Here is a 24,515-nt window from a genome sequence, read left to right on the forward strand (position 1 = left end):
TCGTCGCTCCGGTACCGCCGGTCTCGACTACTGACGCCCTTCGTACCGCTCCCGCTGCGCGATCCGGACCCGCGTCTCGTTGCGCTCCGCAAACAGGACATCCCCCTCGCGCACGAGGGTGATCCCCCGGACCGTCACCGACTCGTTCGCCGCCGGGAGCGCCGCCGTGACGTTGTTGCCGCTGCCGCCGATCACCGACAGCTCGAAGCCTCCGCGCGCGGCCGCGACAACGACGTTACGGCCGTCGATCCGGGGTTCGGCGCGCGCCGGTTCGCTCGTGAACAGCGTCCGCCGGGTCTCGTTCCGGACCGCGTCGACCCGGTACGTCGGCCCCCCGTTCGCCGCCACCCAGCCGACACGCTGGACCCACACAGTCTCGCGCCAGCCGGTCCCACCCACGTCGACCGCGCGGTACCCCCAGAACGCGAGGTTCCCCTTCGAGACGGCCGTCGTCCATATCTCGCGGTCGGGGTTGCTGACGATCACTCCCGAGGTGTTGACCGACGTCGACCGGCCGAACGCCTCGACGTCGACGACGCCCACGAGCCGGTTCTCCACGTCCTCCGCGTACGTCACCTGATACCCCTCCACCTCGACCGGGTCGCCGGGGAGCTCGCCGTCGTCGACCGCGACGAGGTTCGGGACGACGGCCGGCCCGGCGACGACGGCCAGCGCCGCGACGAGCAGCAGGAGGCCGACCGCCGCCGGCGTCGCCGACCGGACCCCGCCCCGGATCGTCTCGGGGTCCGGCACCGCCCGGGCCGGCCAGAAGGGCTCGTCCCGCGAGACGGCCGCGACGGCGACTATCGCCGCGAGCAGGGCGAGCAGCCCGACGCCGACCGCGCGGTACAGCTCGTAGCGCTCGTTGCCGAGGTACCAGTACACCGCCCACAGCCGGCGCGACGCGCCGAACAGCAGCAGCGCGCCGAAGACGACGATCGCCGACCGCTCCGTCGCGTCCGTACGGGCCCCGCCGCCGTCGGCGGTCGCGACCGGGTGGTGCCGCCACCGCCCCGCGGCCGCGTCCGAGTCGGCGCCGCGATCCCCGCCGTTCCGGACTTGGCTGCGTCGCCGGAGCAGGACGACCGCGACCAGCGCGCCGCCGATGAGCCCGAGCGCGTGGCCCTGTATCGCGACGTTCGCCCACCCCGGCACGCCGTATGAGGGCGACGCCTCCGCGAACGCCACCGGGACCCGGACGGCGTCGTAGAGGACGCCGACGAGCGTCGTTCCGGCCATGGCGACGACCGCGGCGACCGGGCGCGAGACGAGCGCGAACCCCCAGTACGCGAACACGACGACGGAGAAGCCGATCACCGGCCCCAGCGCGAACAGCGCGGAGGCGAGGCCGAACGCGACCGCGGCGCCGGGCACGATCAGGAACGCCCGGACGTACGGGTTCGCCGCGGGCGACTCGACGGCGGCGATCCGGCCCGGAATCGCTCGGATCCGCTCGGGGAGACGCCGCGCTCGGCTCGGGAGCGCGCGCAGGCGACTCGGCAGGCGTCGGAGGCGGACGGCGAGCCGGTCCGCGTCCCCGACCTCGCGGCCGTCGGGGAAGTGGCCGTACGCGTACTCCGAGAGGCCGCCGGCGACGACCGCGGCCAGGAGGTTGCCGGTGATGTGACCGCGGCTCGCGTGCGCGAAGCTCGACCAGACGAGCCCCTCCGGGTAGAAGTACGACCACGACCGGAACGGGATGACGACCGGCCGGTTCGGGTTGTCGAGGCCGGACTGGACGAACAGGTACACCCCGACCACGCCCGCCATCACGACCAGCGTCCCCCACGGGACGCCGAGGAGGAGCCGGGACCGGAGCGCGCGCGTCCAGTCGCCGCTCGGTCGGTCGACGGCGTACACGACGGCGAGCGCGACGGCGAGCGCGACGCCCCCTGCGGCGAGGTGAACGGCGTCCGCCGTCAGCGCCTCTGCGACCATGTCAGGTTCGACGGGGCCGCGCACACATCAATACGGGGGTCGGGAGCGGGGATCGGGGGGTCGGCGGCGACGGACGGCGCTCGGAAGCGGCGTCCGGGCGTCGGCGCGGAGGCGGGGAGTCCGGAACGGGACTCGTCGGGCCGACGGTCCGGAAACGGTCCTCAGATCTTGTTCTCCGCGTCGTCGGCGAGCTCCTCCATCCGCTTGCCGACGCGGCCGGCGGGCGAGAACTCGTCTTCGCTCATCGCGTTCGCCAGGGCGTTCCCGAGGACGAACACCGCGTGCTTGTGCTCGCTCTTCGACTTGTGGACGTGCGAGGGGTCGACGTCGAGCTCGTCGTACGGGTCGAACAGCGATCCGTCGACCGACTCCTGGGCGCGGAAGTGCTCCATGATCGTCACCATCTGTTCGTGGAGTTCGAGCAGCTCGTCCTTGTGCATACCCACGGATACGGGATGTGGGCCCTATAAGGGTTGTTGAGGGGGGTACGCACGGTTCCGCGCCGCGGGGACCGCCGTCGAGGAGAGTCGTTCGCTCAGAAGACGTACTCGTCTTCGTGGCCCATCATCCCCTCGTCTTCGAATCCGTTGGAGTCGTCGTCGTCTCGCGGGCCGCTCGTCTTGTACGCCTTGATGCCAGTCGACAGCAGCTCCTCGACCGCCTCCTCTCGGTTGAGGAACTCCCCCTCCTCGACCATCTGGGCGATCTGCATCTCCAGATGCTCCGGCACGGTTATCTTCACTCGTGGCATTTGCTGTCCGGCTCTTGTGGGATGGCGTATATAAAATTGGCGTCGCAGATCCGCCGATACGAAAACGCAAAACGACGACACAAAAGTTCATTTTCCGTCCTCAAAATTCGCCTTGGAATTGTGCGAACGCCGCGCGGCGTCCACGCCCCTATCGACAGGGGGTCACGTCGAACGCGCCGCACTCGGCCGCCCGCCCGGCTCCGGGAGCGACATCCATACGTCGGTCCGGGCCGAACCGGGTCCCATGACCGACTCCGGCGTCGAGGCCGTCGAAGACCTCACCGACCTCTACCGCGAGTACGGCGACGACCGGCTCCCGCCGGGCCAGCGCGAGACCGACGGCTTCCCCGTCCTCTCGAAGAGCGGCACGCCGTCGTGGGACCCGGACACGTTCGAACTCGAGGTGTGGGGCGCCGTCGAGGAGCCCCGCTCGTTCTCGCTCGACGAGTTCCGCGACCTCCCGGCCGTCACCCAGCGACAGGACTTCCACTGCGTGACGGGGTGGAGCAAGTTCGACTGCGAGTTCACGGGCGTCGCGTTCGCGGACCTCGCCGACCTCGCGGGCGTCCGCGACGACGCCGAACACGTCATGTTCCACTCGCTGGACGGCTACACGACCGACCTCCCGCTCGACGAGTGTACGGAACCGGGGGTCCAGCTGGCGTACGGCTTCGACGGCGACGACCTCCCGGCGGACCACGGCGGCCCGATCCGCGTCGTCACGCCGCACAAGTACGCGTACAAGGGCGCGAAGTGGGTCTCGGGCGTGGAGTTCCTCACGGAGCCCGAGCTCGGCTACTGGGAGAAGCGCGGGTACAGCGACACGGCGAACCCCTGGAACGAGGAGCGCTACAGCTGATCGCGCGGCGTCCGTCGCCCCGCTCGCTTCGCCCCTCGGACATCCCCCGTCCGTTCCGCCCCGATAGTCAGGATAAAGGGTCCACGGCCCCGACTCGGTACGTATGAAAGGGGCGCGCCCACGGTCGTCACCGCCGCTGGTCAGCCGGACCACGGCGATCGACGAACCGGCCTTCGCGGCGGCGTTCGACGCGCTTCCGGCGCCGCGCACGACCTGGAGCGCGCCCGACGACGCGCTGGTGATCGGCGGCGGATCGGCGGCCACCCTGACCGCCGCCGGCGGCGACCGCTTCGCGGCGATCCGCGACGCGACCACCGAGCTGTTCGAGTCCGGCGACGTCCACGCCGGCACCGAGGCGGCCCGCCCCAGAGTCTTCGGCGGGTTCGCCTTCCACGAGGGGGCCTGCGACGGCGACCCGTGGACGCCGTTCCCGGAGGCCCGGTTCGTACTCCCCCGCGTCCAACTGACCGTCGCGGACAACGGCGCGTGGCTGACGGTCAACGCGGTCGGCGACGACGCCGACGTCTCCGCCGTCGAGGACCGGCTGGCGAGCGAGGTCGACCGGTTCGCCGCCCTCGACGGCGACGGCGAGGCGCCGAGCGGCGGCGGCAACGCCGACTCCCGGGGCGACCGGCCGCCCCGGCCCGGGATCAGCGAGAGCCGGCGGACCACGAGCCCCGAGGCGTGGCGCGAGAGCGTCGGCGCCGCGGTCGACCGGATCCGCGACGGCGACCTCCGGAAGGTGGTGTTGGCCCAGGCGCTGGAGGCCGACCTCGCGGCCGACTTCCCGCGCGCGGCGACGCTCGAACGCCTCGCGGAGAAGTACCCCGACTGTCACCGCTACTGGTTCGAGCCCGAGGCCGGCGAGAGCGCCTTCTTCGGCGCCACGCCCGAGCGGCTGGTCTCGCTGCGCGGCCGCACCGTCGAGACCGACGCGCTCGCCGGGACGACCGGCCGCGGCGAGACGCCGAGCGAGGACGAGTGGCTCGCGCGGGAGCTCCTCGACGACGAGAAGAACGTCCACGAACACGAGCTGGTCGCGGAGACGGTGCGGGACCAGTTGGAGCCGTTCGCGGCGTCCATCTCCGCGGGCGAGCGTCGCGTCCGCCGGCTCGCGACGGTCCAACACCTCCACACGCCGATCACCGCCGAGCTGGACGCGGACCGCCACGTGCTCGACCTTGTCGAGGCGCTCCACCCGACCCCGGCGGTCGGCGGGCTGCCGCCGGACCGCGCGCTGGCGACGATCCGCGAGACTGAGCCGTTCGACCGCGGCTGGTACGCCGCCCCGGTCGGCTGGATCGACGCCGCGGGCAACGGGGCGTTCGCGGTCGCGATCCGCTCGGCGGTCGCGGCCCGCCGGCGCGCCACGCTGTTCGCGGGCGTCGGCATCGTCTCCGACTCCGACCCAGACCGGGAGTGGGACGAGGTCCAGCTGAAGTACCGGCCGATCCTCGACGAGCTGGAGGGCGACGACGGCGACGCGGGCGGTCGGTAGCCGTCCGATCGAACCCCTACTGGAACATCTTCAGCGGCTCGGCCTGCGAGCTCTCCTCGTTCGCCTGTCGCATCCGCTCGGCGAGCTGTTGTTTCGCGTCCCGGATCTCGGTCGCCTGTTCGACCAGCCCGTCCGTCGGCGTCTCGATCCCGGCGATGGGGTCGATGCCGTCGGCGATGAGTATCCGCGCCGCCTCCGGGTCGGGGAACTGCGGGTCGGACTCGACGACGAGGCCGACCGCGTCGCGGCCGTGTTCCAGCGCGGCCGCGAGCATCGCCCCCGTGGGGCCGGAGACGAGCCCGGACTCCGACGGCTCCGACACCTCGGCCCGAGCCAGCGCCTCGCCGCCGTCGCCGGTGGCGATCCCGTACAGCTCCGGCGGCGCCTCGTCCTTCTCGCGGCCGAGCCCCGACAGGAACACCGGGAACAGGTCGACCTCGTCGAACCACGAGCCGAGACACGCCGCGACCTCCGTCGCCGCGTTCGGGTTCACGGGCACGTCGCTGCGGAGCGCGACGAGGTCGTTATCAGGGTCCGCGTACAGCCGCACCGGCGTCGTCGCGGCCGTCTCGGACTCGTGGTAGACGGCCACCGGCGGGAGCCCGTCGCAGTGGACGTTCGCGTAGTGGGTCATCCCGTGGACGTCGATCAGGTGGTCGGTCGCTATCTTGCCGACGAGGCCGACGCCGGGGAACCCCTCGATCAGGGTGGGCGCGTCCAGCGAGACGCCGTCGTCGAGGACGGAGATGCGTGCCATGGCCGGCTCTACGCCCGGGGCGGACCTAAAGGTGCGGCGCGAGGCGGGTCCCGCAGGAGTCTCCGCGCCCGAGTCCCGAAACCGTCTAACGCCCCGACGCGAAAGAGGGGCTATGAATCCGCTCGACCGTTACGAGCCGCTCGTCGACGACGTCGACGCGTTCCGGGCGGCGTGCGACCGGCCCCTCCCCTCGGTCGTGCGCACGAACGGCATCGCGGCGACGCCGGCCCGCGTCCGCGAGGCGTTCGACGAGGCGGGCGTCGCCTACGAGCCGGTCGACTGGCACGACGGCCTGTTCCGGCTGCCGGACGGGAACCCCGGCGGCAACTGGCCGTACGTCCACGGCTGGACGCACGGCCAGGAGGAGGTGTCCGTGCTGCCCGGACTCGCGCTCGACCCGCAGCCCGGCGAGCGCGTCTGGGACGCCTGCGCGGCGCCCGGCAGCAAGACGACGCAGATCGCGGACGCCATGGACGACGAGGGCACCGTCGTCGCCAACGACAACAACCTCGGGCGGCTCTCCGCGCTCCGGCACAACGCCGAGCGCCTCGGGATCACGAACGCGGTCGTCACGAACCAGGACGCCCGGAACTTCTCGACGAAGCCGCTGGCGTTCGACGAGTTCGACCGCGCGCTGGTCGACGCCCCCTGCTCCTGTGAGGGCACCTGCCGGAAGAACCCGGACGTGCTCGACCAGTGGACGCTCGACCACGTCCACGCGGTCGCGGGGATCCAGAAGGGCGTCCTGGCGCGGGCGGTCCAGGCGACCCGCCCCGGCGGGGTCGTCGTCTACTCCACGTGTACGTTTGCGCCCGAGGAGAACGAGGCCGTCCTCGACCATGTCCTCGCGAGCGAGGACTGCGAGCTGGTCGACTTCGACCTCCCGCTCGACACCGACCCCGGCGTGACCGAGTGGGACGGCGAGACGTACGACGAGTCGGTCACGCGCGCGAAGCGCATCTACCCCCACCGCAACGACACGGGCGGGTTCTTCTGCGCGAAGCTGCGCGTGGGCGGAGCGGCCGGCGACGGGGGCGGAGTCGCCGACGGCGGGGAGGTGGACGCATGAGCGACGACGCGCCCACCAACGACGGACAGCAGTTCGACCGGCTCCCGGAGACCCCCGCCGACCGCGCGGTCGAGGGCCGCGCGAGCCGCGAGGAGGTCCTCGACTGGTGGGAAGAGCGGTTCGGGATCGGTCGGGACACCTTCGCCGAGTACTCCTTCTGGGAGAAGGGGGCCGGGAAGATCTGGATCTTCAACGGCGAGGCGAGCGACCCCAGCGAGGTCGAGGCGGTCGGCATGACGTTCCTCCGGACGCGACAGGAGCACTGGAAGCCGACCGGGCGGGCGGTCTCGCGGTTCGGATCGCGCGCGACGAAGAACGTGATCGAACTCGGCCCGGAGCGGGCGGCCGCCTTCGCCGCCGGGGACGACCAGGACCTCCCCGAGTGGGACGGCGACTGGGGCTACCTGATCGCGACCCACGAGGTCGCGGGCGAGAGCGTGCCCATCGGCGTCGGGCTGTACCTCTACGACGAACTGCGTTCGGTGGTGCCGAAGGGGAGCCGCGCGGACCTGCCGGTCGTGGAGTAGCGGGACCGTCGCCGGGCCCTCCGGTGGGCCGTCTGCCGGGGAATCCGTTACCCGCGTCGGGGGCCCGCGGGACGGTCGCAGTCGCTGCGAGTCCGGTACAGGATTAATACCGTGGCCCGTCAGACGCCGGTAGTGAGCGAGGACACGGACGCGGCCGCCGTCGCCGCCCTGCTGGAGGACGACACGGCGCGCCGGATCCTGCTCGAAACACGCACTCAACCCATGTCCGCAGAGACACTGAGCGACCGCTGCGGCGTCTCGCCGAGCACGGTGTATCGGCGCATCGAGGACCTCCGGGAGCACGACCTCGTCGAGTCCCGGACCCGCCTGGAGGAGGACGGCCACCACTACGAGGTGTTCTCGGCGACGCTCGAACGGATCGTGATCGACGCGACCGACGACGGGTTCGACGTCGAGGTGACCCGCGAAGAGAGCATGGCGGACCGGTTCACCCGGCTCGTGGAGGAGATGTAGCGTGTTCGAGCGATTGCGCTGGCTCTCGACGCTCGACCTCGCCCTCCTCCTGACCGACTACGTCACCATCGCCCTCGGTCTGGCGATCGGCTACATCGCCTACCGGGGGTACCGGAACAACCGACACACGCCGATGCTGTTCGTCGCGGTCGGGTTCGTTCTCCTCATGGGCGTCCCGGGGGTGCTCGGCGTGCTCTACTTCGCCCTGCCGGGCGGCCAGACGGTCCTCGCCGTCCTCACGCAGGCCAGCGAGGTCGCCGGGATGTGTAGCATCCTCTACGGCCTGTGGGTCGACCCCGAGTGAACCGCGGTCGCAGCGGCTGCGACCGTGGCCGGCCTTTTGTGTGTCCCGCCCGCGAACGACGAGCCGAGACAGATGAACGACGGAACGCAGACGACGCTGACGCGACGCGGCGTCCTCGCGGTCAGTGTCGCCGGCGCGACGGCGTTGGCCGGCTGTAGCGGGCTCGGACTCGGCGGCGACTTCGAGTTCCCCGACGGCGACCCCAGCGACGCGCAGAAGCAGACGACACGGACGTTCGTCACCCGCGTCCACGACGGCGAGTACGAGGCGGCGAGCGAGCCGTTCACCGAGGAGCTGGCCGGCTCGCTCCCGCCCGACCGCATCGAGAGCGTCTGGGCCGAGAACGTCGGCGACCTCGGCGCGTACGAGCGGATCGGCGCGTGGGGGATCGAGTCGCGCGACGGGAACGACGCCGTCTTCGCCCGCGTCGAGTGCGCGAACGGTCACTACGCGCTCCAGTTGACCCTCGCGGGCGAGCGGATCGGCGGCGTGTTCATCCGTAACGTCGCGCCGGAGTAACGTCGTGAGCGTCGGCGCCGAGGGCGGTCGATCGGTCCACCGGTGCCGCCCGCGCCGCCGCCACGGCCCCTCACGCGTCCTTCTCGCGCACGGTCCCCCCGCCGAGGCCCTCCCACTCGACCCGGTAGCCGAGCCGCGAGAGCGCGGCGCTCGCGTCGTCGACGCCGTACTCGTCGAGGACCGACTCGGCCTCGGAGAGCGCCATCCCGGCGCCGATTTCTCTCCCGATCGCCTCCAGCACCGCCGGCCGCACGAGCGTCCGCCCGATCCGCTCGTGGTCGGGGAACGACTTGCCCTCGATCGCGCCGACGCTCACCCCGCGTTCGTCCGCGAGGTCGTCGAGCCCGACCACGTCCGCGTCGGGCGACAGCGCGTCGGGGAGGTCCGCGGCCGCGTCCGCGGCGAAGTCGGCCTCGTACTCGCGGAGCACGTCGACGACGTCCTTCACCCGCACCATCCCGGAGTAGGTGACGACGCGGTGGTCGCGCGCGGCCACCTCCTCGCCGACGCCGAGGCTCTCGTCGACGGCGACCAGCAGGTCCACGTCCTCCACGTCCGCGAGCTGTCCGAGCTTCTTCTCCACGTACTCCGGGGTCCAGAAGCCCATCACCTCGAAGAACAGCCGGAAGTCGGCGTGGGCGTAGTCGAACGCGAAGTCGGGGATCATGACGCTCGCGCCCGTCTCCAGCGGCTCCGGCTCGCGGACGAGCGTCCAGTCGAGGTCGAGCCCGCGGAACCGGCCGGCGAAGTCCGCCTCGACCCCGCTGTCGAAGTCGGGCTCCGCGACGGGCTCGACGTCCGGCACCGTCACGTCGCCGTCCGAGAGGCGCATCGTGCGCTCGCGCCCGCGGTCGTCTATCGTTGCCTCCAGCGACCACTCCGCAGACTCCGCGACCGTCCGGAGGAGCCGCGCGAAGGCGGTCCCGTACCGCCTCGTCCGCGAGAACAGCGCGTCGGGGCCGGTGACGACCAGTTCGCGGCCCTGGGGCGTCCGCTCTACCTCGTACATCAGCCGCAGGCGCTTCACCGCCGAGACCAACCGCTTCGGGTCGTTCGACCGCACCCGAACCTCGGTGGCGTCGAACAGCGCCGTCTGGGCCAAGGAGAGATCGTACTGCTCCAGCAGGGCGTCCGGGTCCCAGCGCACGTCGGCGTCGACGAGGACCTGCTCCACGTCGCGGTCGGCGTACAGCGACGCCGCCACGTCGGCCGGCTCGATCCCCAGCGCGTCCGCGGCGCGGTCGACCGCGACCTCCCGGTCCGTCTCGCTCGCGACGCCGACCGCCTCGGCCGCCTCGAACGCCGCTCGCCGGACCCGGCGCGGGGGGACCGGCGCGCGCGTCTCGAACTCGCACTCGCGCTTGACGAGCGCCGCGAGCCCGCGAACGAGCTTGAAGTTGCCGTTCCGCGCGGCCGCGTCGGCCTCCAGGTCCGCCAGCGCGTCGTCGAGGTCGCCGCGGCGCTCGCCGACGTGCGACTCGAACGTCCCGAGCACGCGGGCCGCGAGCGGGCGGTGTTCGCGCCCCGTGAACTGCGGGCGGTAGCCGCCGCCAGCCCGGGAGACGCGCAGGAGGTCCTTCCGTAGCACGGCCGCGGCTACGCGGGTGGCGGCCTAAAACCGGTCGGGTTCCGGTCACCGGTCCGAGTCGGGCTTCCGTCCGCGGGCCGCCCGACTGTCGGGCGTCCGACCGCGTCAGTCGTCGTCGCCGGGGGCTTCCGAAGGGAACGCCACTCCGTCGACCTCGGTTCGGTCCGGGACGCGGCTCGTGTCGTGGGTGCCGACCGGCGGACGGTTCGCGCTCGCGGCCGCCGACGCGTCGAGGTCCGTCCCCTCCGACTCCGTTATCGACGACATCTCGCCGTCCGCGTCGCGCGCGTCCTGATCGATCCGCATCGAGCAGAACTCCGCGCCGCACATCGAGCAGAAGCGCGCCTCCTTGTAGTTGTCCTCGGGGAGCGTCTGGTCGTGGTACGACCGCGCGCGGTCGGGGTCGAGCGCGAGCTCGAACTGCCGCCGCCAGTCGAACTCGTACCGCGCCTCCGAGAGCGCGTCGTCCCAGTCGCGCGCGCCGGGTCGGCCGTTCGCCACGTCGGCCGCGTGCGCCGCGATCCGATACGCGGCGAGCCCGTCCCGCACGTCGTCCGCGTCCGGCAGGCCGAGGTGCTCTTTCGGCGTCACGTAACACAGCATCGCCGCGCCGGCCCGCGCGGCCTCGGTCGCGCCGATCGCGCTCGTGATGTGGTCGTACCCCGGCGCAACGTCCGTCACCAGCGGGCCCAAGACGTAGAACGGGGCACCGTCGCACACCGCCTGCTGCCGCTCGACGTTCTCGGTGATTTCGTCCAACGGGACGTGACCGGGACCTTCGACCATTACCTGAACGCCGCGCTCCCGCGCGGTCCCCGTGAGCTCTCCGAGGGTGTCGAGCTCGGCGAACTGCGCCTCGTCGCTCGCGTCCGCGAGACACCCCGGCCGGAGGCCGTCCCCGAGCGAGGCGGTCACGTCGTGTTCGGCGAGGATCTCACAGATCGCCTCGAACTTCGTGTACAACGGGTTCTGCATCCCGTTCTCCTCCATCCACTCCGCGAGGATCGACCCACCTCGCGAGACGATCCCGGTCTTCCGGCCGTCAGTCAGGGGCAGGTGTTCCATCAGTATCCCCGCGTGGATCGTCATGTAGTCGACGCCCTGCTCGGCCTGTTTCTCGATGACGTCGAGGAGGAGTTCGTGAGTGATCGCGTCGGCGGACTCGGCCCGCTTGACCGCCTCGTAGATCGGGACCGTCCCGATCGGCACCGGCGAGTGCGCGACGTTCGCCTCGCGGGTCGTGTCGAGCTTCCCGCCCGTCGAGAGGTCCATGACAGTGTCGGCGCCGTAGTGGACCGCCGCGTGGAGCTTCTCCAGCTCCTCCTCGACGCCGCTGGTCGTCTCGCTGTTCCCGATGTTCGCGTTGACCTTCGTGGCGAACGCCCGCCCGATGACCATCGGGTCGAGCGAGTCGTGCGCGTGGTTGTTCGGGATCACCGCGCGCCCCTCGGCGACCTCCCGGCGGACGAACTCCGGCTCGTGGTTCTCCCGCGCTGCCAAGCGCTCCATGGCGGGCGTGACCTCGCCGTTCCGCGCCCGTTCGATCTGTGTCGCTGGCATGATTACCAAGTAATACCACTAATTAATATACTCTGCGGTGAGCGCCCCCTGACGCCGAGTCGGCGCACGGGTGCGACACGCTTAACCCCGAAACCCGTCGATCGAGGGGTAATGAGTACCGACGCGGCGGGCGACGCCGACGACGCCGCTTCCGGGGACGGTACCGACTCGGAGGCGTTCGTCCGCACCTGCGAACACCTCGTCGACCGCATCCTCGCGGGCGAGATCGAGCGCGACGACCTCGAACGCGCCAAGCTCGATGCCTGCTCGGAGTTCGGCTCCCCGAAGGTGCCGAAGAACACCGAGATACTGGACCACGCCCCCGCCGAGGCGCGCGACGACGTGATCGAGGTGGTCCAGCGCAAGCCCGTCCGCACCGCCTCCGGCGTCTCCCCGGTCGCGATCATGACCTCGCCGAAGCTGTGCCCGCACGGGAAGTGCCTCTACTGTCCGGGCGGCCCGGCCTCCGAGTTCTCCTCGGCGCAGTCGTACACCGGCCACGAGCCCGCTGCGGCCCGCGGCGAACAGAACGACTACGACCCGTACGGACAGGTCACGCTCCGGCTCGAACAGCTCCGGAAGATCGGCCACCCCGTCGACAAGGTTGAGCTCATCCTGATGGGCGGGACGATGACGGCGCGCTCGCACGACTACCAGGAGTGGTTCGTGAAGCGCGCGCTCCAGGCGATGAACGACTACGACCTCGATAAGGAGCCGGAGCCCGCCGAGGGCGAGTCGTTCGCGCCCGCACCCGAGGACGCCGAGTTCGAGTACCTCGAAGACGTGATCGCCGAGAACGAGACGAACGCGATCCGCAACATCGGGACCACGTTCGAGACGAAGCCGGACTGGTGCGACCCTGAGCAGATCGACCGCATGCTCGACCTGGGCGGCACGAAGGTCGAGGTCGGCGTCCAGACCACCTACGAGCGGATCAACCGCGAGATGCACCGCGGGCACGGCAACGAGGCCTCCCGCAACGCGAACCGGCGCCTCCGCGACGCGGCGTTCAAGGTGGGGTTCCACATGATGCCCGGCCAGCCGGGGATGACCCGCGAGATGTGCCTGGAGGACTTCCGGCAGCTGTTCGAGAACCCCGACTGGCGGCCCGACTACCTGAAGATCTACCCCACCCTCGTCGTCGAGGGGACCCGCGTGTACGACCGCTGGCGCCGCGACGACTTCGACCCGCTCACCAGCGAGGAGGCGGCCGACCTGGTCGCCGACGTGATGGACCAGATCCCGAAGTACACGCGGCTCCAGCGCGTCCAGCGCGACATCCCCGCGGACTTCATCGACGCCGGCGTCCAGAAGTCGAACCTCCGACAGCTCGCGGCGCAGCGCGCCGAGGAGAAGGGGATCGTCCAGCGGGACATCCGCGCCCGCGAGGTCGGCCACAACGACGCCGACCCGGACCCGGACGACGTGGAACTCGACGTGCTCACCTACGAGGCCGGCGGCGGCACGGAGCACTTCATCTCCTTCGAGGACCCGGTCCGCGACCTCCTCGTCGGCTTCTGCCGGCTGCGGTTCCCCTCGTTCGCGCCCGACCAGCCCGGCGCGCCGGGGACCGAGAGCGACCCGATCCGCCCGGAACTCGAAGACGCCGCCCTGGTCCGCGAGCTCCACGTCTACGGCAACGAGGTCGGCATCGGCGGTGACGGCGACTGGCAGCATCAGGGGTACGGCACGCGGCTCCTCGAACGCGCCGAGGAACTCGCCCGCGAGGCCGGCTACGACAAGGTCGCGGTCATCTCCGGCATCGGCGCCCGCGAGTACTATCGCAATAAGCTCGGCTACCGGCAGGACGGCCCGTACGTGTCGAAGCAGCTCTGACCGGCCACGCGACGACAGCGCCCCCGAGGATAACGACCACCCGCCAATAGCCACGATCGATCTGTTTCGCCCGAGAAACGGTCTGGAACTTCGTAGAATACGACAACCAGTCAAACCATTTCATTCTACAACTTTTATTATTGGTTAGCCATACTGAGTAATACCTCGTTTCGCGAGGAATGTTACCATGAATTTTGGACGACGGACGTTCATCAAAGGCGCAGCGGGAATCGGCGTCACGGCGACGATCACGGGCACGGCGTCGGCCGCCGCCGGAGACGCGCAGTATATCGTTCGCGCGACTGGGAACGGCACACGCGACGCGGTCGTGGACGCGGGCTTCTCGGTGCGCCACGAGCTCGCCGAGGGGTCGGTCCTCGTCGTCACCGGGCCAGCGGACGCGTCCGCCGACCTCGAGTCGATCGGCGGCGTCTCGGCGGCGAACCCGGACGTGACGGTTGAACTCGACCAGCCGGATGTCGACGCCGAGGTCGAGTCGGATGACCTTCCGAGTGACGACGCCGCGTTCACAGACCTCCAGTGGGACAAGCAAACGACGGACGTGTTCGAGGCCCACGAATACGCGACCGGCGAGGGGACACGGGTCGCGATCGTCGACACGGGGATCGATCTCAACCATCCGGACCTCGGCAACGTGAACGAGGATCTCGGCCGCGCGTTCGTCACCAACGACGACGTGCCAGAAATTGGCCCCGACGACTCTGGCTACCATGGCACCCACGTCGCGGGGACCGTCGGCGCGACCGGCGAGGTCGGCTTCGTCGGGACCGCGCCCGACACCGAGCTAATCCCGGTCCGCGTCTTCCCCGCCGAAGGCGGCGCGACGTTCGGCGACATCCTCGCCGGGATCGACTACGCGGCCGAGATCGGCGCGGACGCCGCGAATTTCAGTCTCGGCATTCCGGGCGTCCAAGAGCCCGGGTCGGCCCTGAACAAGCTGAAGGCGGAGGTTCAGACGGTGTTCCAGAGTGCGGTCCGCCGCGGTACGGTAATCACCGGGAGCGCGGGCAACGACTCGGGGAGTCTTCAGGGAAGCGGCTTCACCCTCCCGAACAGCGTTCCGGCGGCGTTCACGGTCAGCGCCACGTCCCCCGCCGACACGCTCTCGTTCTACTCCAACTTCGGCACCAGCGACATCGACATCGCCGCGCCGGGCGGCTACTACGAGACAGTCGAACGGACGCTGGGTGTAACCGGGGAGCCCGATGACATCCCCTTCCCATTGAACGCCGTCGTTTCGACGTGGCCGACCGATCTGAAATCGGAGATCGGCTTGCCCGGTTACGATGCCATCGCCGGCACCTCCATGGCCGCGCCGCAGGTCGCCGGACTGGCCGCGCTCGTCCGCGAACTCGAACCGAACGCGAACGCGAGCCGCATCGAGCAGGCCATCCAGAAGGGAGCCGAAGGCGCGAACGGCAAGAGCAGCTCCGAGTTCGGCGCTGGGATCATCAATGCCCTGAACACGGTCGAGCGACTGGCGACGAAGAACGGCAAGAAGTAGCGACGACGCGACGCCGTCGAGCGCGTCGCGGGCCGTCCCCACAACGACACGCCTTTTTCCGGCCCGCCGGTCTGTCTTGGGTATGGACCAGAAGCGGGAGCTGTCGAGCATCGACCTCGCCGCGCTCGTCACCGAGCTCAATCGGTACGAGGGCGCGAAGGTCGACAAGGCGTACCTCTACGACGACGACCTGCTCCGGCTGAAGCTGCGCGACTTCGACCGCGGCCGCGTCGAGCTCATGATCGAGGTGGGCGACGTGAAGCGCGCGCACGCCGCCGACCCGAACCACGTCGCGGACGCGCCGGGCCGTCCGCCGAACTTCGCGAAGATGCTGCGGAACCGCATGTCCGGCGCGGACTTCGCGGGCGTCGAGCAGTACGAGTTCGACCGCATCCTCACCTTCGAGTTCGAGCGCGAGGACCAGAACACCACCCTCGTCGCGGAGCTGTTCGGCCAGGGGAACGTCGCCGCGCTCGACGAGACGGGCGAGGTGATTGGGGCGCTGTCGACGGTGCGGCTCAAGTCTCGCACCGTCGCGCCCGGCTCGCAGTACGAGTACCCCGCCTCCCGGCTGAACCCGCTCGACGTGAGCTACGGCGGGTTCGAGCGCCACATGCGCGAGTCGGACAGCGACGTGGTGCGCACGCTCGCCACGCAGCTCAACCTCGGCGGCCTGTACGCCGAGGAGGTGTGTACGCGGGCCGGCGTGCCGAAGGAGACGCCGATCGAGGAGGCGACCGACGACCAGCTCCGCGCGCTCCACGACGCGCTCGCACGGATCGACGAGCGGCTCCGATCCGGCGACGTCGACCCGCGCGTGTACGAGGAATCGGTCGAGGGCGACGGGACCGACGGCGACGGCGGCGAGCCCCGGGTCGTCGACGTGACGCCGTTCCCGCTGGCCGAACACGAGGACCTCCCGAGCGTCGGCTTCGACTCGTTCAACGACGCCGTCGACGAGTACTTCCACCGGCTGGGGAGCGAGGCGACCGACGACGGCGAGGCGCCCGCCGACGCCGGCAGCTCCCGCCCGGACTTCGAGGAGGAGATCGCCAAACAGGAGCGGATCATCGAACAGCAGAAGGGGGCGATCGAGGGGTTCGAGGAGCAGGCGCAGGCCGAGCGCGAGCGCGCCGAGCTGCTGTACGCGAACTACGACCTCGTCGACGAGGTGATCTCGACCGTGCGCGAGGCCCGCGAGAACGAGGTGCCGTGGGACGAGATCGAGGCGACGCTCGACGCCGGCGCCGAGCGCGGGATCGAGGCCGCGCAGGCCGTCGTCGGCGTCGACGGCGGCGAGGGGACCGTGACGGTCGAGCTCGACGAGGAGGGCGACGACGGCGGGACGACCCATGTCGAACTCGACGCCAGCGAGGGCGTCGAGGTCAACGCCGACCGGCTCTACCGGGAGGCGAAGCGCGTCGAGGAGAAGAAGGCGGGCGCGAAGGAGGCGATCGAGTCGACCCGCGAGGAGCTGGAGGCCGTCAAGGAGCGGAAGCGGGAGTGGGGGGAACAGCAGGCCGCCGACGAGGGAGACAACGCTGACGACGAGGGCGACGCCGACGAGGAGGAGTACGAGACCGACTGGCTCTCGCGGTCGTCGATCCCGATCCGAAGCCCGGACGACTGGTTCGAGCGGTTCCGCTGGTTCCGCACCTCCACGGGGTACCTCGTCATCGGCGGCCGGAACGCCGACCAGAACGAGGAGCTGGTGAAGAAGTATATGAGCAAGCACGACCGGTTCTTCCACACCCAGGCGCACGGGGGACCGGTGACGATCCTGAAGGCGTCGGGGCCGTCAGAGTCGGCCGACCCCGTCGACTTCTCCGAGGAGACCCTGCGCGAGGCCGCGCAGTTCGCCGTCTCCTACTCGTCGGACTGGAAGGACGGTCGCGGCGCGGGCGACGCGTACATGGTCGAGCCGGACCAGGTGTCGAAGACGCCCGAGAGCGGCGAGTACATCGAGAAGGGGAGCTTCGTGATCCGCGGCGACCGCACCTACTTCGAGGATGTCCCCTGCCGGATCGCGGTCGGCGTCCAGTGCGAGCCGGTCACCCGCGCCATCGGCGGGCCGCCGTCGGCGATCGTCGACCGCGCGGCCGCGCACGTCACCTTCGAGCCGGGGATGTACGCGCAAAACGACGCCGCGATGATGGCCTACCGGAACCTGAAAGAGCGGTTCGCGGACCAGTCGTTCGTGCGGAAGGTCGCGAGCGCCGACCAGCTACAGGAGTTCCTGCCGCCGGGCGGGTCGGACATCGTCGACTGAGGCCAGTCGTCGACCCGACCCCGTCGCCGACGGAGCGGCACCGCGTCGGCCCGAGCGCGACGTTTTCAAGCCTCCGCGACCGAGGGGGCGCATGGCCTTCGAATCGCTGCCGGACGGCTGGCGGCTGTGGAACGAGGAGCCCAGCGGGCGGGCGATCCTCGTCTACCGCCCCGACGTTTTCGGGAGCGGCGACCTCCCCGACGAGTGTCTCCCGACGATCTACCTGACGAACGGCGCCCGGAACGCCCGGCCCGGGTCGGGCCAGTACGCGACCGACGAGTGGCACGTCGTCCTCTTCTTGGAGCCCGAGATCGAGGCGGTCACGCAGACCCACGAGAGCCGGGAGGCGGGCGCGGCCGGCGCGGTCGACGTCGCGGAGCGGTTCGTCTCCGGCGACGTGGACTACCGGGGGGCGTACCAGGTGCCCAGAGAGGAGTACTTCGCGCGCCTCGACGAGTTCGTCGGGAGCAGCGAGACGGCGTGAGTCCCGTCGGTCGGACTGCCCGACCGCGGGGGACCGCTCACCGAAATTATCCATAATTGTGTATAAATATCGGTGAGAAGCGGGGGGATACGCCACGAACACGAGGATTTTTATCGCCGCCCGCCTCACCCTCGCGTACATGAACGCCGGTGGGGACTACGGCGGCGACGAACCGCGGGAGAAGTGCGGCGTCGTCGGCGTCTCGCTCGAGGACCGGGAGGCCGCGCGACCGCTGTACTACGCGCTGTACGCGCTCCAGCACCGCGGGCAGGAGTCGGCGGGGATCGTCACGCACGACGGGTTCCAACAGCACAGCCACGTCGAGCGCGGCCTCGTCGGCGACGCCTTCGAGGAGGGTGACCTCGCGTCGCTGTCGGGCGGCACCGGTATCGGCCACGTGCGCTACCCGACCGCCGGCAGCCTCGACAAGAGCTGCGCGCAGCCGTTCTCGGTCTCGTTCAAGTCCGGCTCGCTCGGGCTCTCGCACAACGGCAACCTCGTCAACGCCGACGAGGTGCGCGAGGAACTCGCGGAGGCCGGTCATGCGTTCACCTCCGACGGCGACACCGAGGTGATCGCCCACGACCTCGCGCGGAACCTCCTCGAAGAGGACCTCGTGCGGGCGGTCAAGCACACGATGAACCGCATCCACGGCTCCTACTCGCTGGCGATCACCCACGACGACACCGTGCTCGGCGTCCGCGACCCGCTCGGGAACCGGCCGCTGTGCCTGGGTAAGATCGACGGCGGCTACGTTCTCGCCAGCGAGTCCGCCGCCATCGACACCCTCGACGGCGAGCTGATCCGCGACGTGCGCCCCGGCGAACTCGTCGTCCTCGACCCCGACGGCACCGGCTACGACACGTACCAGCTGGTCGAACGCGAGTCGACCGCCCACTGCTTCTTCGAACACGTCTACTTCGCCCGCCCCGACTCCGTCATCGACGAGAGCCTCGTGTACGAGGTGCGCCGGAAGCTCGGCCGGAAGCTCTGGGAGGAGTCCGCGGTCGAGTCCGACGTGGTGATGCCCGTGCCCGACTCCGGGCGCGCGTTCGCCTCCGGCTACGCGGACGCCGCGGCCGAGACGACCGCCGACGGCGAGCCCAGGGCGGCCGACGACGGCGGCGTCGAGTTCGCCGAGGGCCTGATGAAGAACCGGTACGTGGGCCGGACGTTCATCATGCCCACGCAGGACGAGCGCGAGCGCGCGGTCCGCCTGAAGCTGAACCCGATCCGCTCGACGGTGGAGGGGAAGTCGGTCACCATCATCGACGACTCCATCGTCCGCGGGACGACCTCGACCCAGCTCGTCGAGCTGGTCCGCGAGGCGGGCGCCGAGGAGGTTCACCTCCGGATCGGCGCGCCGCCGATCCTCGCGCCCTGCTACTTCGGCATCGACATGGCGACCCGGGAGGAGCTGATCGCGGCCGACGCCTCGACCGAGGAGATCCGCGAGGAGGTCGGCGCCGACTCGCTGTCGTACCTCTCCATCGACGCGGTCGCGGAGGCGCTCGGCGAGAGCCGCGCCGACCTGTGTCTCGGCTGCGTCACCGGCGAGTACCCCTTCGACGTGGAGGGCGAAGCGACCGACCGCGACGTCGACGCGCCAGTCTCGGACCCGACGCCGGCCGACGATTAGCGACTCCGGACGGCCGAACTCGACGACCGAATCACGCCTCGAACGCTCGGTCGCGAGCCGCGCCTTTTCGAACGCGACCCCGCACACGTTCGGCGGCGGTCCGACCGCTCGGGACGTATCGGGGGCTTAAATACGCTCACGGTTAGACGTGCGAGTATGACACCGAACGCCGACGTTGCCGAGGGCGACGCCGCGTCGATGAGCCGCCGCGGGTTCTTCCGCGCCGGGGCCGCCGGGGCGGCGGTCGCCGCGGGCGTCGCGGCCGGAAGCGGCACCGCGGCCGCCCAGTACGACGGCTGGCTCGACGACGTGAGCAACTACGACGGGACCCACGACTACCGCGGGCAGAGCGAGGTCACCGTCTCGGTCGGCGCGGGCGAGAACGGTCTCCTGTTCGGTCCCGCCGCCATCCTGATCGACCCGGGCACGACGGTCGTCTGGGAGTGGACCGGTCGGGGCGGCGGCCACAACGTCGTCGCGGACGACGGCACCTTCGACAGCGGGTCGGCGGTCGCTGAGGAAGGGACCACCTTCGAGTACACCTTCGACGACGCCGGCGACGGCGACGTGTTCAACTACTACTGCGGCCCGCACCAGTCCATCGGGATGAAGGGGGCCGTCGCGGTCGGCTCCGTCGACGACGACCTCGTCGACCCGCAGGCCGAGGGGGGCGACGGGGGCGACGGCGGCTCCGGAAGCGGCGACTCCGAAAGCGGCGGTTCCGGAAGCGGTGGCTCCGGCGGCGGGAGCGGACTCTCCGCGAGCGACATCGGGACGCTGGCGCTCGGCTTCGGCTTCGCCGGCGCGCTGCTCGTCCCGCTGTTCTACGCCGCCCACCGGAAGGCCGAGCGGAACACGTAGCCGCCCCGATATTCCCGTCGCGCTTTCGGTCAGTAGACGTGGTACAGCAGCAGGTACACGCCGATTCCCATCGTGAACGAGATCAGCCAGAGGACGGCGCCGACGAACCCGACCTGCGAGTGTCTCGTCTGGTAGAGGTCCGCGTACGGACGGGTCGCGGCCAGGAAGAGCGCGTGGAAGACGAACGGGACGCAGACGATGGCCAACAGGATGTGGACCGCGAGGAACGGGAGGTAGACGTACGAGTAGACGAGCTCCGGCCCGGGGAACTCGGTGGTGCTGACGTGGATCAGCCGGTAGAGGTACGCGCCGAGGAACGCGGCGAACAGCGCGAAGGAGGTCACCATGAAGTTCCGGTGCCGCTCGACGTTCCCCCGGGAAATCGCCCGCCAGCCGAGCAGGATCGTCGCGATGGCGGTGAGGGAGACGGCGGCGTTGAAGTGCGGGATCGCGGCGAGGGCGGCGTCGCTCGCGCGCGGCAGCAGCGAACTCGGGATCACGCCGCCCACCGCGCCGAACACGAGCGCGAGCGCGACGACGGAGGCGACGGCGGTCAGGACGGAAACGTTCTCGCGGGCCCAATCGGTCATGTCCGTGCGGTGGGACGCGACCCCCAAACCCGTGCCGGTTGCGGTCGCCCCGTCGAGTCGGGGGGCCGCCCGACAGTCTGCGAAACTCCGGCACGGCTCCCTCGAATGGAAGGGCTTTTAATCAGGGGAAAGGTAGGTGGAGACGCGACAGAACACCGCGAGCGTGGGTAGCCAAGCCAGGCCAACGGCGCAGCGTTGAGGGCGCTGTCCTGTAGAGGTCCGCCGGTTCAAATCCGGTCCCACGCATCGCTCGGGGCACACCCCCAACGATGCCGGTGTTGTCTCTACGACAGCACCCACGCACAATTCCTTTCGGACGTTACGTGACGAGCAACGGCTATGCTCGTTTGCGACCTGACCTAACGGCTTCTGTTACAGCCTCAAAGCCTCAGTTGCCTCCTTACGGATGGCTGATTTGCTTCTACTACAGCATGTCCGAACCCCGGATATTGTGAAAAATAGGCACAAAATATTTTCCCGGTATGTCACATGTTCCGGATATGCCCTCCCGCCGGAATTTCCTCGCAGGAGTGAGCGTCGTGGGTGCTGTCGGGGTGGCAGGCTGCGTTAGTTCGGTCGACACAACGACAGGACGTGTCTTCGTGAAATCAATCAATGTGGAGGCGACCGCTTCCGATGGGAACGCGACCAGAATTGACCTACTCACCGTGCTGTTCGAACGCTTGGAGAATATTCTCCACGGGCAATATGACCCCGAGTACGTCGGGTCTGCTCTTGATGACCGAACCGTTACCGTCTCCGACAGCCTCCATGAGGAGCTGAAAAATCAGTTCGGGGACGTTCGGTATCTCGTTAACGTAGCTCCGGTTGGCGGAAATGAGAACCCGGTCAATGTGGCGGTCACACAGGCCGACTTCAACGAACTTACCCTCGGCGGTCGTGCCACGGTCAGTACGAGATCCGGGGAGGACGAGTTCCGCTATCTGCGAGTTCACAACACCGAACCACGAAATCAAGCGATATCTGAAAGTAATATTAGATCCTTCGATCTCGAGTCAGCAATCAATTCCAACTGAGTAGTTGCTGCCTGCGTTGACTACTCGTCACCTTTCGCTGACTTCGCACTACGTGCTGACTATGCGCTCCGTAGTCTCCCGGGCGCTGAGGCCACGTCGTCGTTTGAGGATCTCAACGGAGTCGTCGGTCTCAGATCGATCGCTGGTTCCTCCAAAGCCCCAGCCGCGAGGACTCGCGCGACTCGCTGTGCTCCTCAGTCGGTCGCTCCGCTCGCTCCTTGCGGTGCTGGCGTCGTCGTGCTTCGCCCCCGCGACTGCCCCTTTGAGTCCCGCCCAGCACCGCACCTCGCGCCACACCAGCCTCGTCAGTCGCCCTCGCTCCGCTTCGGGCGACTGACTCCCTCGCGCGTGCTGTCGCCGGCGCGAAGCGCCGGCTTCCAGAGGGACCTTCGGTCCCTCGCGGCTCGGCCGCGAGGCGGCCTCGCAGGCACGCGCCACCGCTCGTTCAGTTATAAACACCGGCAGCGGTCTCGACTCTCGTCGCTCGCGCGAACTGCCACCCTTTTAGTCGCGCGCCGTCGGAGTGAGGCGTAATGAGTAAGGACGCGACCCCCGAGTACGACTACGAGGAACTGGGGCTCGTCGCCGGGCTGGAGATCCACCAGCAGCTCGACACGGAGACGAAGCTGTTCTGTGACTCCCCGACCGTCGAGCGCGACCCGGACGAGGCCGACCGGTCGATCACCCGGCAGCTCCACCCGACGAAGAGCGAACTGGGCGAACTCGACGACGCGGCGATGGAGGAGAGCCGCGTCGACCGCGAGTTCACGTACCTCGCGTACGACACCACCTGCCTCGTCGAGGAGGACGACGAGCCGCCCCGGCGCGTCGACGGCGAGGCGCTCTCGGTGGCGCTCCAGATCGCCGACCTGCTCGACCTCTCCGTCGTCGACCAGGCGCACGTCATGCGGAAGCTCGTCATCGACGGCTCGAACACCTCCGGATTCCAGCGCTCCATTCTCCTGGGCCAGGACGGCGAGATCGAGACCGAGTCCGGCTCCGTGTCGGTCGTCGACCTCATGCTCGAAGAGGAGTCGGCGAAGCGCGTCGAGGAGACCGACGACGGCGTCGTCTACTCGCTCGACCGCCTCGGCGTCCCCCTCGTCGAGATCGGGACGGGCCCGGACATCCGCAGCCCCGAGGGCGCCCGGCAGGCCGCCGAGCGCATCGGCATGCTGCTCCGCTCGACGGGCGCGGTCAAGCGCGGGCTCGGCACGATCCGCCAGGACGTGAACGTCTCCATCGCGGACGGCGCCCGCGTCGAGGTGAAGGGGGTTCAGGACCTCCAGGGGATCGAGGACATCGTCCGCGGCGAGGTCGGGCGGCAGGCGGAGCTGCTCGAAATCCGCGACGAGCTTCGCGAGCGCGACGCGAGCGTCGGCGACGTCTCGGACGTGACCGACGTCTTCGCCGACACGGAGTCCGGGGTCATCCGCGGCGCGCTCGACTCGGGCGGGAAGGTGACCGCGGTCCCGCTGTTCGGCTTCGACGGCCTCGTCGGCCGCGAGATCCAGACGGACCGCCGGCTCGGCACGGAGCTGTCCGACCACGCGAAGCACCACGGCGCCGGCGGCATCTTCCACACCGACGAGCTGCCCGCGTACGGCGTCACCGAGGCGGAGGTCGACGCGCTCCGCGACGCCGTGGGCGCGGGCGAGGGCGACGCGGTCGCCATCGTCGCGGCCGACCCGGAGGCCGCCGACCTCGCGATCGAGGCGGCCGCGGACCGCGCCGAGACCGCGATCGAGGGCGTCCCGGAGGAGACCCGCGGCGCGAACGACGACGGCACGACCCGGTACCTCCGCCCGCTGCCGGGCGCCGCGCGCATGTACCCCGAGACGGACGTGCCCCCGGTCGAGCCGGACCCCTCCGACGTGGAGACCCCCGAACTGCTCGACGAGAAGGCCGAGCGGTACGAGGCGGAGTTCGGCCTCGACGCCGGCCTCGCCGAGCAGGTCGCGTTCGGCCAGCGGTTCCCGCTGTTCGAGGCGGCCGTGGAGCGCGGCGTCGACCCGACCTTCGCGGCGTCGACGCTTGAGTCGACGACGACGGAGATCCGGCGCGACGGCGCGCCCGTGGAGAACCTCACCGACGACCACTTCCTCGCGCTGTTCGACCTCGTCGAGGACGGCGACCTCGCGAAGGAGGGCGTCCCCGAGGTGCTGACGACGCTCGCCGAGGACCCCGACCTGACGGCGAGCGAGGCGGTCGAGGAGGCCGGGCTCTCCGGCGTGAGCGAGGCGGAGGTGCGCGAGGCCGTCGTCGAGGTCGTCGAGCGCAACGCCGACCAGGTCGAGGCCGAGGGGATGGGCGCGTTCTCCGGGCTGATGGGCGAGGCCATGGGCGCGCTCCGCGGGAAGGCGGACGGCGAGGTCGTCTCCGACGTGCTCCGCGAAGAGATCGGCAAGCGCACGTAGCGCGCTCGCCGCC

Annotated in this window: 22 protein-coding genes and 1 tRNA gene; 16 read left to right on the forward strand and 7 right to left on the reverse strand. The window is 70.1% G+C overall.

Annotated elements, in window-relative coordinates; genetic code table 11:
* Window positions 1–27: 27 nt before the first annotated feature.
* The 3 genes from HPS36_RS13020 to HPS36_RS13030 form a co-directional block, all read right to left on the reverse strand.
* On the reverse strand, window positions 28–1,938 hold the full coding sequence (locus tag HPS36_RS13020) for a rhomboid family intramembrane serine protease (protein ID WP_173230467.1): 1,911 nt from the start codon (window positions 1,936–1,938) through the stop codon (window positions 28–30).
* A 161-nt stretch (window positions 1,939–2,099) separates the two neighbouring features.
* Window positions 2,100–2,378 (reverse strand): UPF0058 family protein, encoded by a 279-nt coding sequence (locus tag HPS36_RS13025; RefSeq protein ID WP_053771458.1) that lies wholly within the window; start codon window positions 2,376–2,378, stop codon window positions 2,100–2,102.
* Window positions 2,379–2,473: 95 nt separating this feature from the next.
* On the reverse strand, window positions 2,474–2,689 hold the full coding sequence (locus tag HPS36_RS13030; protein WP_004598554.1) for a ribbon-helix-helix domain-containing protein: 216 nt from the start codon (window positions 2,687–2,689) through the stop codon (window positions 2,474–2,476).
* A 244-nt stretch (window positions 2,690–2,933) separates the two neighbouring features.
* Here HPS36_RS13030 and HPS36_RS13035 point away from each other — a divergent pair, with 244 nt between their 5' ends.
* Complete coding sequence (locus tag HPS36_RS13035; protein ID WP_137716130.1) at window positions 2,934–3,548, forward strand: sulfite oxidase-like oxidoreductase; 615 nt, start codon at window positions 2,934–2,936, stop codon at window positions 3,546–3,548.
* Window positions 3,549–3,651: 103 nt separating this feature from the next.
* Window positions 3,652–5,046 carry an isochorismate synthase gene (locus tag HPS36_RS13040; RefSeq protein WP_173230468.1) on the forward strand — a complete coding sequence of 465 codons (1,395 nt, stop codon included), beginning with the start codon at window positions 3,652–3,654 and terminating at the stop codon, window positions 5,044–5,046.
* A 16-nt stretch (window positions 5,047–5,062) separates the two neighbouring features.
* Here the strand turns inward: HPS36_RS13040 and HPS36_RS13045 are convergent, their stop codons facing one another.
* On the reverse strand, window positions 5,063–5,803 hold the full coding sequence (locus HPS36_RS13045) for a proteasome assembly chaperone family protein (protein ID WP_173230469.1): 741 nt from the start codon (window positions 5,801–5,803) through the stop codon (window positions 5,063–5,065).
* Window positions 5,804–5,915: 112 nt separating this feature from the next.
* Here HPS36_RS13045 and HPS36_RS13050 point away from each other — a divergent pair, with 112 nt between their 5' ends.
* The 5 genes from HPS36_RS13050 (at window position 5,916) to HPS36_RS13070 (ending at window position 8,696) form a co-directional block, all read left to right on the forward strand.
* Window positions 5,916–6,872 carry an RsmB/NOP family class I SAM-dependent RNA methyltransferase gene (locus tag HPS36_RS13050; protein WP_173230470.1) on the forward strand — a complete coding sequence of 319 codons (957 nt, stop codon included), beginning with the start codon at window positions 5,916–5,918 and terminating at the stop codon, window positions 6,870–6,872.
* Window positions 6,869–7,399 (forward strand): DUF7122 family protein, encoded by a 531-nt coding sequence (locus HPS36_RS13055; RefSeq protein ID WP_173230471.1) that lies wholly within the window; start codon window positions 6,869–6,871, stop codon window positions 7,397–7,399. The genes HPS36_RS13050 and HPS36_RS13055 overlap by 4 nt, the downstream gene beginning before the upstream one ends.
* 132 nt (window positions 7,400–7,531) lie before the next feature.
* Window positions 7,532–7,873, forward strand: a complete 342-nt coding sequence (locus HPS36_RS13060) for an ArsR/SmtB family transcription factor (RefSeq protein ID WP_173230472.1) — start codon at window positions 7,532–7,534, stop codon at window positions 7,871–7,873.
* A 1-nt stretch (window position 7,874) separates the two neighbouring features.
* A complete protein-coding gene (locus tag HPS36_RS13065; RefSeq protein WP_173230473.1) occupies window positions 7,875–8,177 on the forward strand; it encodes a DUF7521 family protein in 303 nt (100 codons plus the stop codon).
* Window positions 8,178–8,249: 72 nt separating this feature from the next.
* Window positions 8,250–8,696: a DUF3887 domain-containing protein gene (locus HPS36_RS13070; RefSeq protein WP_173230474.1), complete on the forward strand. Its 447-nt coding sequence runs from the start codon at window positions 8,250–8,252 to the stop codon at window positions 8,694–8,696.
* Between the two features lie 70 nt (window positions 8,697–8,766).
* On the opposite strand, the gene HPS36_RS13075 is transcribed toward HPS36_RS13070, so the two are convergent.
* Entirely contained in the window at window positions 8,767–10,284 is a 1,518-nt protein-coding gene (locus tag HPS36_RS13075) for a DUF790 family protein (RefSeq protein WP_173230475.1), read from the reverse strand.
* Between the two features lie 105 nt (window positions 10,285–10,389).
* Window positions 10,390–11,844, reverse strand: a complete 1,455-nt coding sequence (gene thiC, locus HPS36_RS13080; RefSeq protein WP_173230476.1) for a phosphomethylpyrimidine synthase ThiC — start codon at window positions 11,842–11,844, stop codon at window positions 10,390–10,392.
* A gap of 111 nt (window positions 11,845–11,955) precedes the next feature.
* Here thiC and HPS36_RS13085 point away from each other — a divergent pair, with 111 nt between their 5' ends.
* The 6 genes from HPS36_RS13085 to HPS36_RS13110 all read left to right on the forward strand — a co-directional run bounded on the left by HPS36_RS13085 (window position 11,956) and on the right by HPS36_RS13110 (window position 20,458).
* On the forward strand, window positions 11,956–13,680 hold the full coding sequence (locus HPS36_RS13085; RefSeq protein ID WP_173230477.1) for a tRNA uridine(34) 5-carboxymethylaminomethyl modification radical SAM/GNAT enzyme Elp3: 1,725 nt from the start codon (window positions 11,956–11,958) through the stop codon (window positions 13,678–13,680).
* A 187-nt stretch (window positions 13,681–13,867) separates the two neighbouring features.
* Window positions 13,868–15,205 (forward strand): S8 family serine peptidase, encoded by a 1,338-nt coding sequence (locus HPS36_RS13090; RefSeq protein WP_173230478.1) that lies wholly within the window; start codon window positions 13,868–13,870, stop codon window positions 15,203–15,205.
* Window positions 15,206–15,287: 82 nt separating this feature from the next.
* Window positions 15,288–17,474: a ribosome rescue protein RqcH gene (rqcH, locus tag HPS36_RS13095; RefSeq protein ID WP_173230479.1), complete on the forward strand. Its 2,187-nt coding sequence runs from the start codon at window positions 15,288–15,290 to the stop codon at window positions 17,472–17,474.
* A gap of 91 nt (window positions 17,475–17,565) precedes the next feature.
* Window positions 17,566–17,958 (forward strand): DUF5820 family protein, encoded by a 393-nt coding sequence (locus HPS36_RS13100; protein WP_173230480.1) that lies wholly within the window; start codon window positions 17,566–17,568, stop codon window positions 17,956–17,958.
* A gap of 139 nt (window positions 17,959–18,097) precedes the next feature.
* A complete protein-coding gene (gene purF / locus HPS36_RS13105) occupies window positions 18,098–19,597 on the forward strand; it encodes an amidophosphoribosyltransferase (RefSeq protein WP_173230481.1) in 1,500 nt (499 codons plus the stop codon).
* Between the two features lie 156 nt (window positions 19,598–19,753).
* The gene (locus HPS36_RS13110) at window positions 19,754–20,458 is read left to right on the forward strand and encodes a halocyanin domain-containing protein (protein WP_173230482.1); all 705 of its coding nucleotides are present in this window, start codon (window positions 19,754–19,756) and stop codon (window positions 20,456–20,458) included.
* 29 nt (window positions 20,459–20,487) lie between these two features.
* On the opposite strand, the gene HPS36_RS13115 is transcribed toward HPS36_RS13110, so the two are convergent.
* Entirely contained in the window at window positions 20,488–21,048 is a 561-nt protein-coding gene (locus HPS36_RS13115; RefSeq protein WP_173230483.1) for a DUF420 domain-containing protein, read from the reverse strand.
* A gap of 161 nt (window positions 21,049–21,209) precedes the next feature.
* On the opposite strand from HPS36_RS13115, the gene HPS36_RS13120 reads away from it, so the two are divergent.
* The 3 genes from HPS36_RS13120 to gatE all read left to right on the forward strand — a co-directional run bounded on the left by HPS36_RS13120 (window position 21,210) and on the right by gatE (window position 24,502).
* Window positions 21,210–21,294 (forward strand) — tRNA-Leu (locus tag HPS36_RS13120).
* Window positions 21,295–21,548: 254 nt separating this feature from the next.
* Window positions 21,549–22,085, forward strand: coding sequence for a twin-arginine translocation signal domain-containing protein (locus HPS36_RS13125; protein ID WP_173230484.1), 537 nt, complete (start codon window positions 21,549–21,551; stop codon window positions 22,083–22,085).
* A gap of 533 nt (window positions 22,086–22,618) precedes the next feature.
* Complete coding sequence (gene gatE / locus HPS36_RS13130; protein ID WP_173230485.1) at window positions 22,619–24,502, forward strand: Glu-tRNA(Gln) amidotransferase subunit GatE; 1,884 nt, start codon at window positions 22,619–22,621, stop codon at window positions 24,500–24,502.
* Window positions 24,503–24,515: the final 13 nt, after the last annotated feature.

This window comes from Halorubrum salinarum (assembly GCF_013267195.1).
GTDB classification, from domain to species: Archaea; Halobacteriota; Halobacteria; order Halobacteriales; family Haloferacaceae; genus Halorubrum; species Halorubrum salinarum.

What these genes read in the sequence shown, in the direction of transcription:
- HPS36_RS13085 (WP_173230477.1), top strand. Translation starts at nt 11,956, where the DNA reads ATGAGTACCGACGCGGCGGGCGACGCCGACGACGCCGCTTCCGGGGAC.
- HPS36_RS13055 (WP_173230471.1), top strand. Translation starts at nt 6,869, where the DNA reads ATGAGCGACGACGCGCCCACCAACGACGGACAGCAGTTCGACCGGCTC.
- rqcH (WP_173230479.1), top strand. Translation starts at nt 15,288, where the DNA reads ATGGACCAGAAGCGGGAGCTGTCGAGCATCGACCTCGCCGCGCTCGTC.
- HPS36_RS13090 (WP_173230478.1), top strand. Translation starts at nt 13,868, where the DNA reads ATGAATTTTGGACGACGGACGTTCATCAAAGGCGCAGCGGGAATCGGC.
- HPS36_RS13125 (WP_173230484.1), top strand. Translation starts at nt 21,549, where the DNA reads ATGCCCTCCCGCCGGAATTTCCTCGCAGGAGTGAGCGTCGTGGGTGCT.
- gatE (WP_173230485.1), top strand. Translation starts at nt 22,619, where the DNA reads ATGAGTAAGGACGCGACCCCCGAGTACGACTACGAGGAACTGGGGCTC.
- HPS36_RS13040 (WP_173230468.1), top strand. Translation starts at nt 3,652, where the DNA reads ATGAAAGGGGCGCGCCCACGGTCGTCACCGCCGCTGGTCAGCCGGACC.
- HPS36_RS13035 (WP_137716130.1), top strand. Translation starts at nt 2,934, where the DNA reads ATGACCGACTCCGGCGTCGAGGCCGTCGAAGACCTCACCGACCTCTAC.
- HPS36_RS13110 (WP_173230482.1), top strand. Translation starts at nt 19,754, where the DNA reads ATGACACCGAACGCCGACGTTGCCGAGGGCGACGCCGCGTCGATGAGC.
- HPS36_RS13025 (WP_053771458.1), bottom strand. Translation starts at nt 2,378, where the DNA reads ATGCACAAGGACGAGCTGCTCGAACTCCACGAACAGATGGTGACGATC.
- HPS36_RS13100 (WP_173230480.1), top strand. Translation starts at nt 17,566, where the DNA reads ATGGCCTTCGAATCGCTGCCGGACGGCTGGCGGCTGTGGAACGAGGAG.
- HPS36_RS13020 (WP_173230467.1), bottom strand. Translation starts at nt 1,938, where the DNA reads ATGGTCGCAGAGGCGCTGACGGCGGACGCCGTTCACCTCGCCGCAGGG.
- purF (WP_173230481.1), top strand. Translation starts at nt 18,098, where the DNA reads ATGAACGCCGGTGGGGACTACGGCGGCGACGAACCGCGGGAGAAGTGC.
- HPS36_RS13045 (WP_173230469.1), bottom strand. Translation starts at nt 5,803, where the DNA reads ATGGCACGCATCTCCGTCCTCGACGACGGCGTCTCGCTGGACGCGCCC.
- HPS36_RS13030 (WP_004598554.1), bottom strand. Translation starts at nt 2,689, where the DNA reads ATGCCACGAGTGAAGATAACCGTGCCGGAGCATCTGGAGATGCAGATC.
- HPS36_RS13050 (WP_173230470.1), top strand. Translation starts at nt 5,916, where the DNA reads ATGAATCCGCTCGACCGTTACGAGCCGCTCGTCGACGACGTCGACGCG.
- HPS36_RS13070 (WP_173230474.1), top strand. Translation starts at nt 8,250, where the DNA reads ATGAACGACGGAACGCAGACGACGCTGACGCGACGCGGCGTCCTCGCG.
- HPS36_RS13115 (WP_173230483.1), bottom strand. Translation starts at nt 21,048, where the DNA reads ATGACCGATTGGGCCCGCGAGAACGTTTCCGTCCTGACCGCCGTCGCC.
- thiC (WP_173230476.1), bottom strand. Translation starts at nt 11,844, where the DNA reads ATGCCAGCGACACAGATCGAACGGGCGCGGAACGGCGAGGTCACGCCC.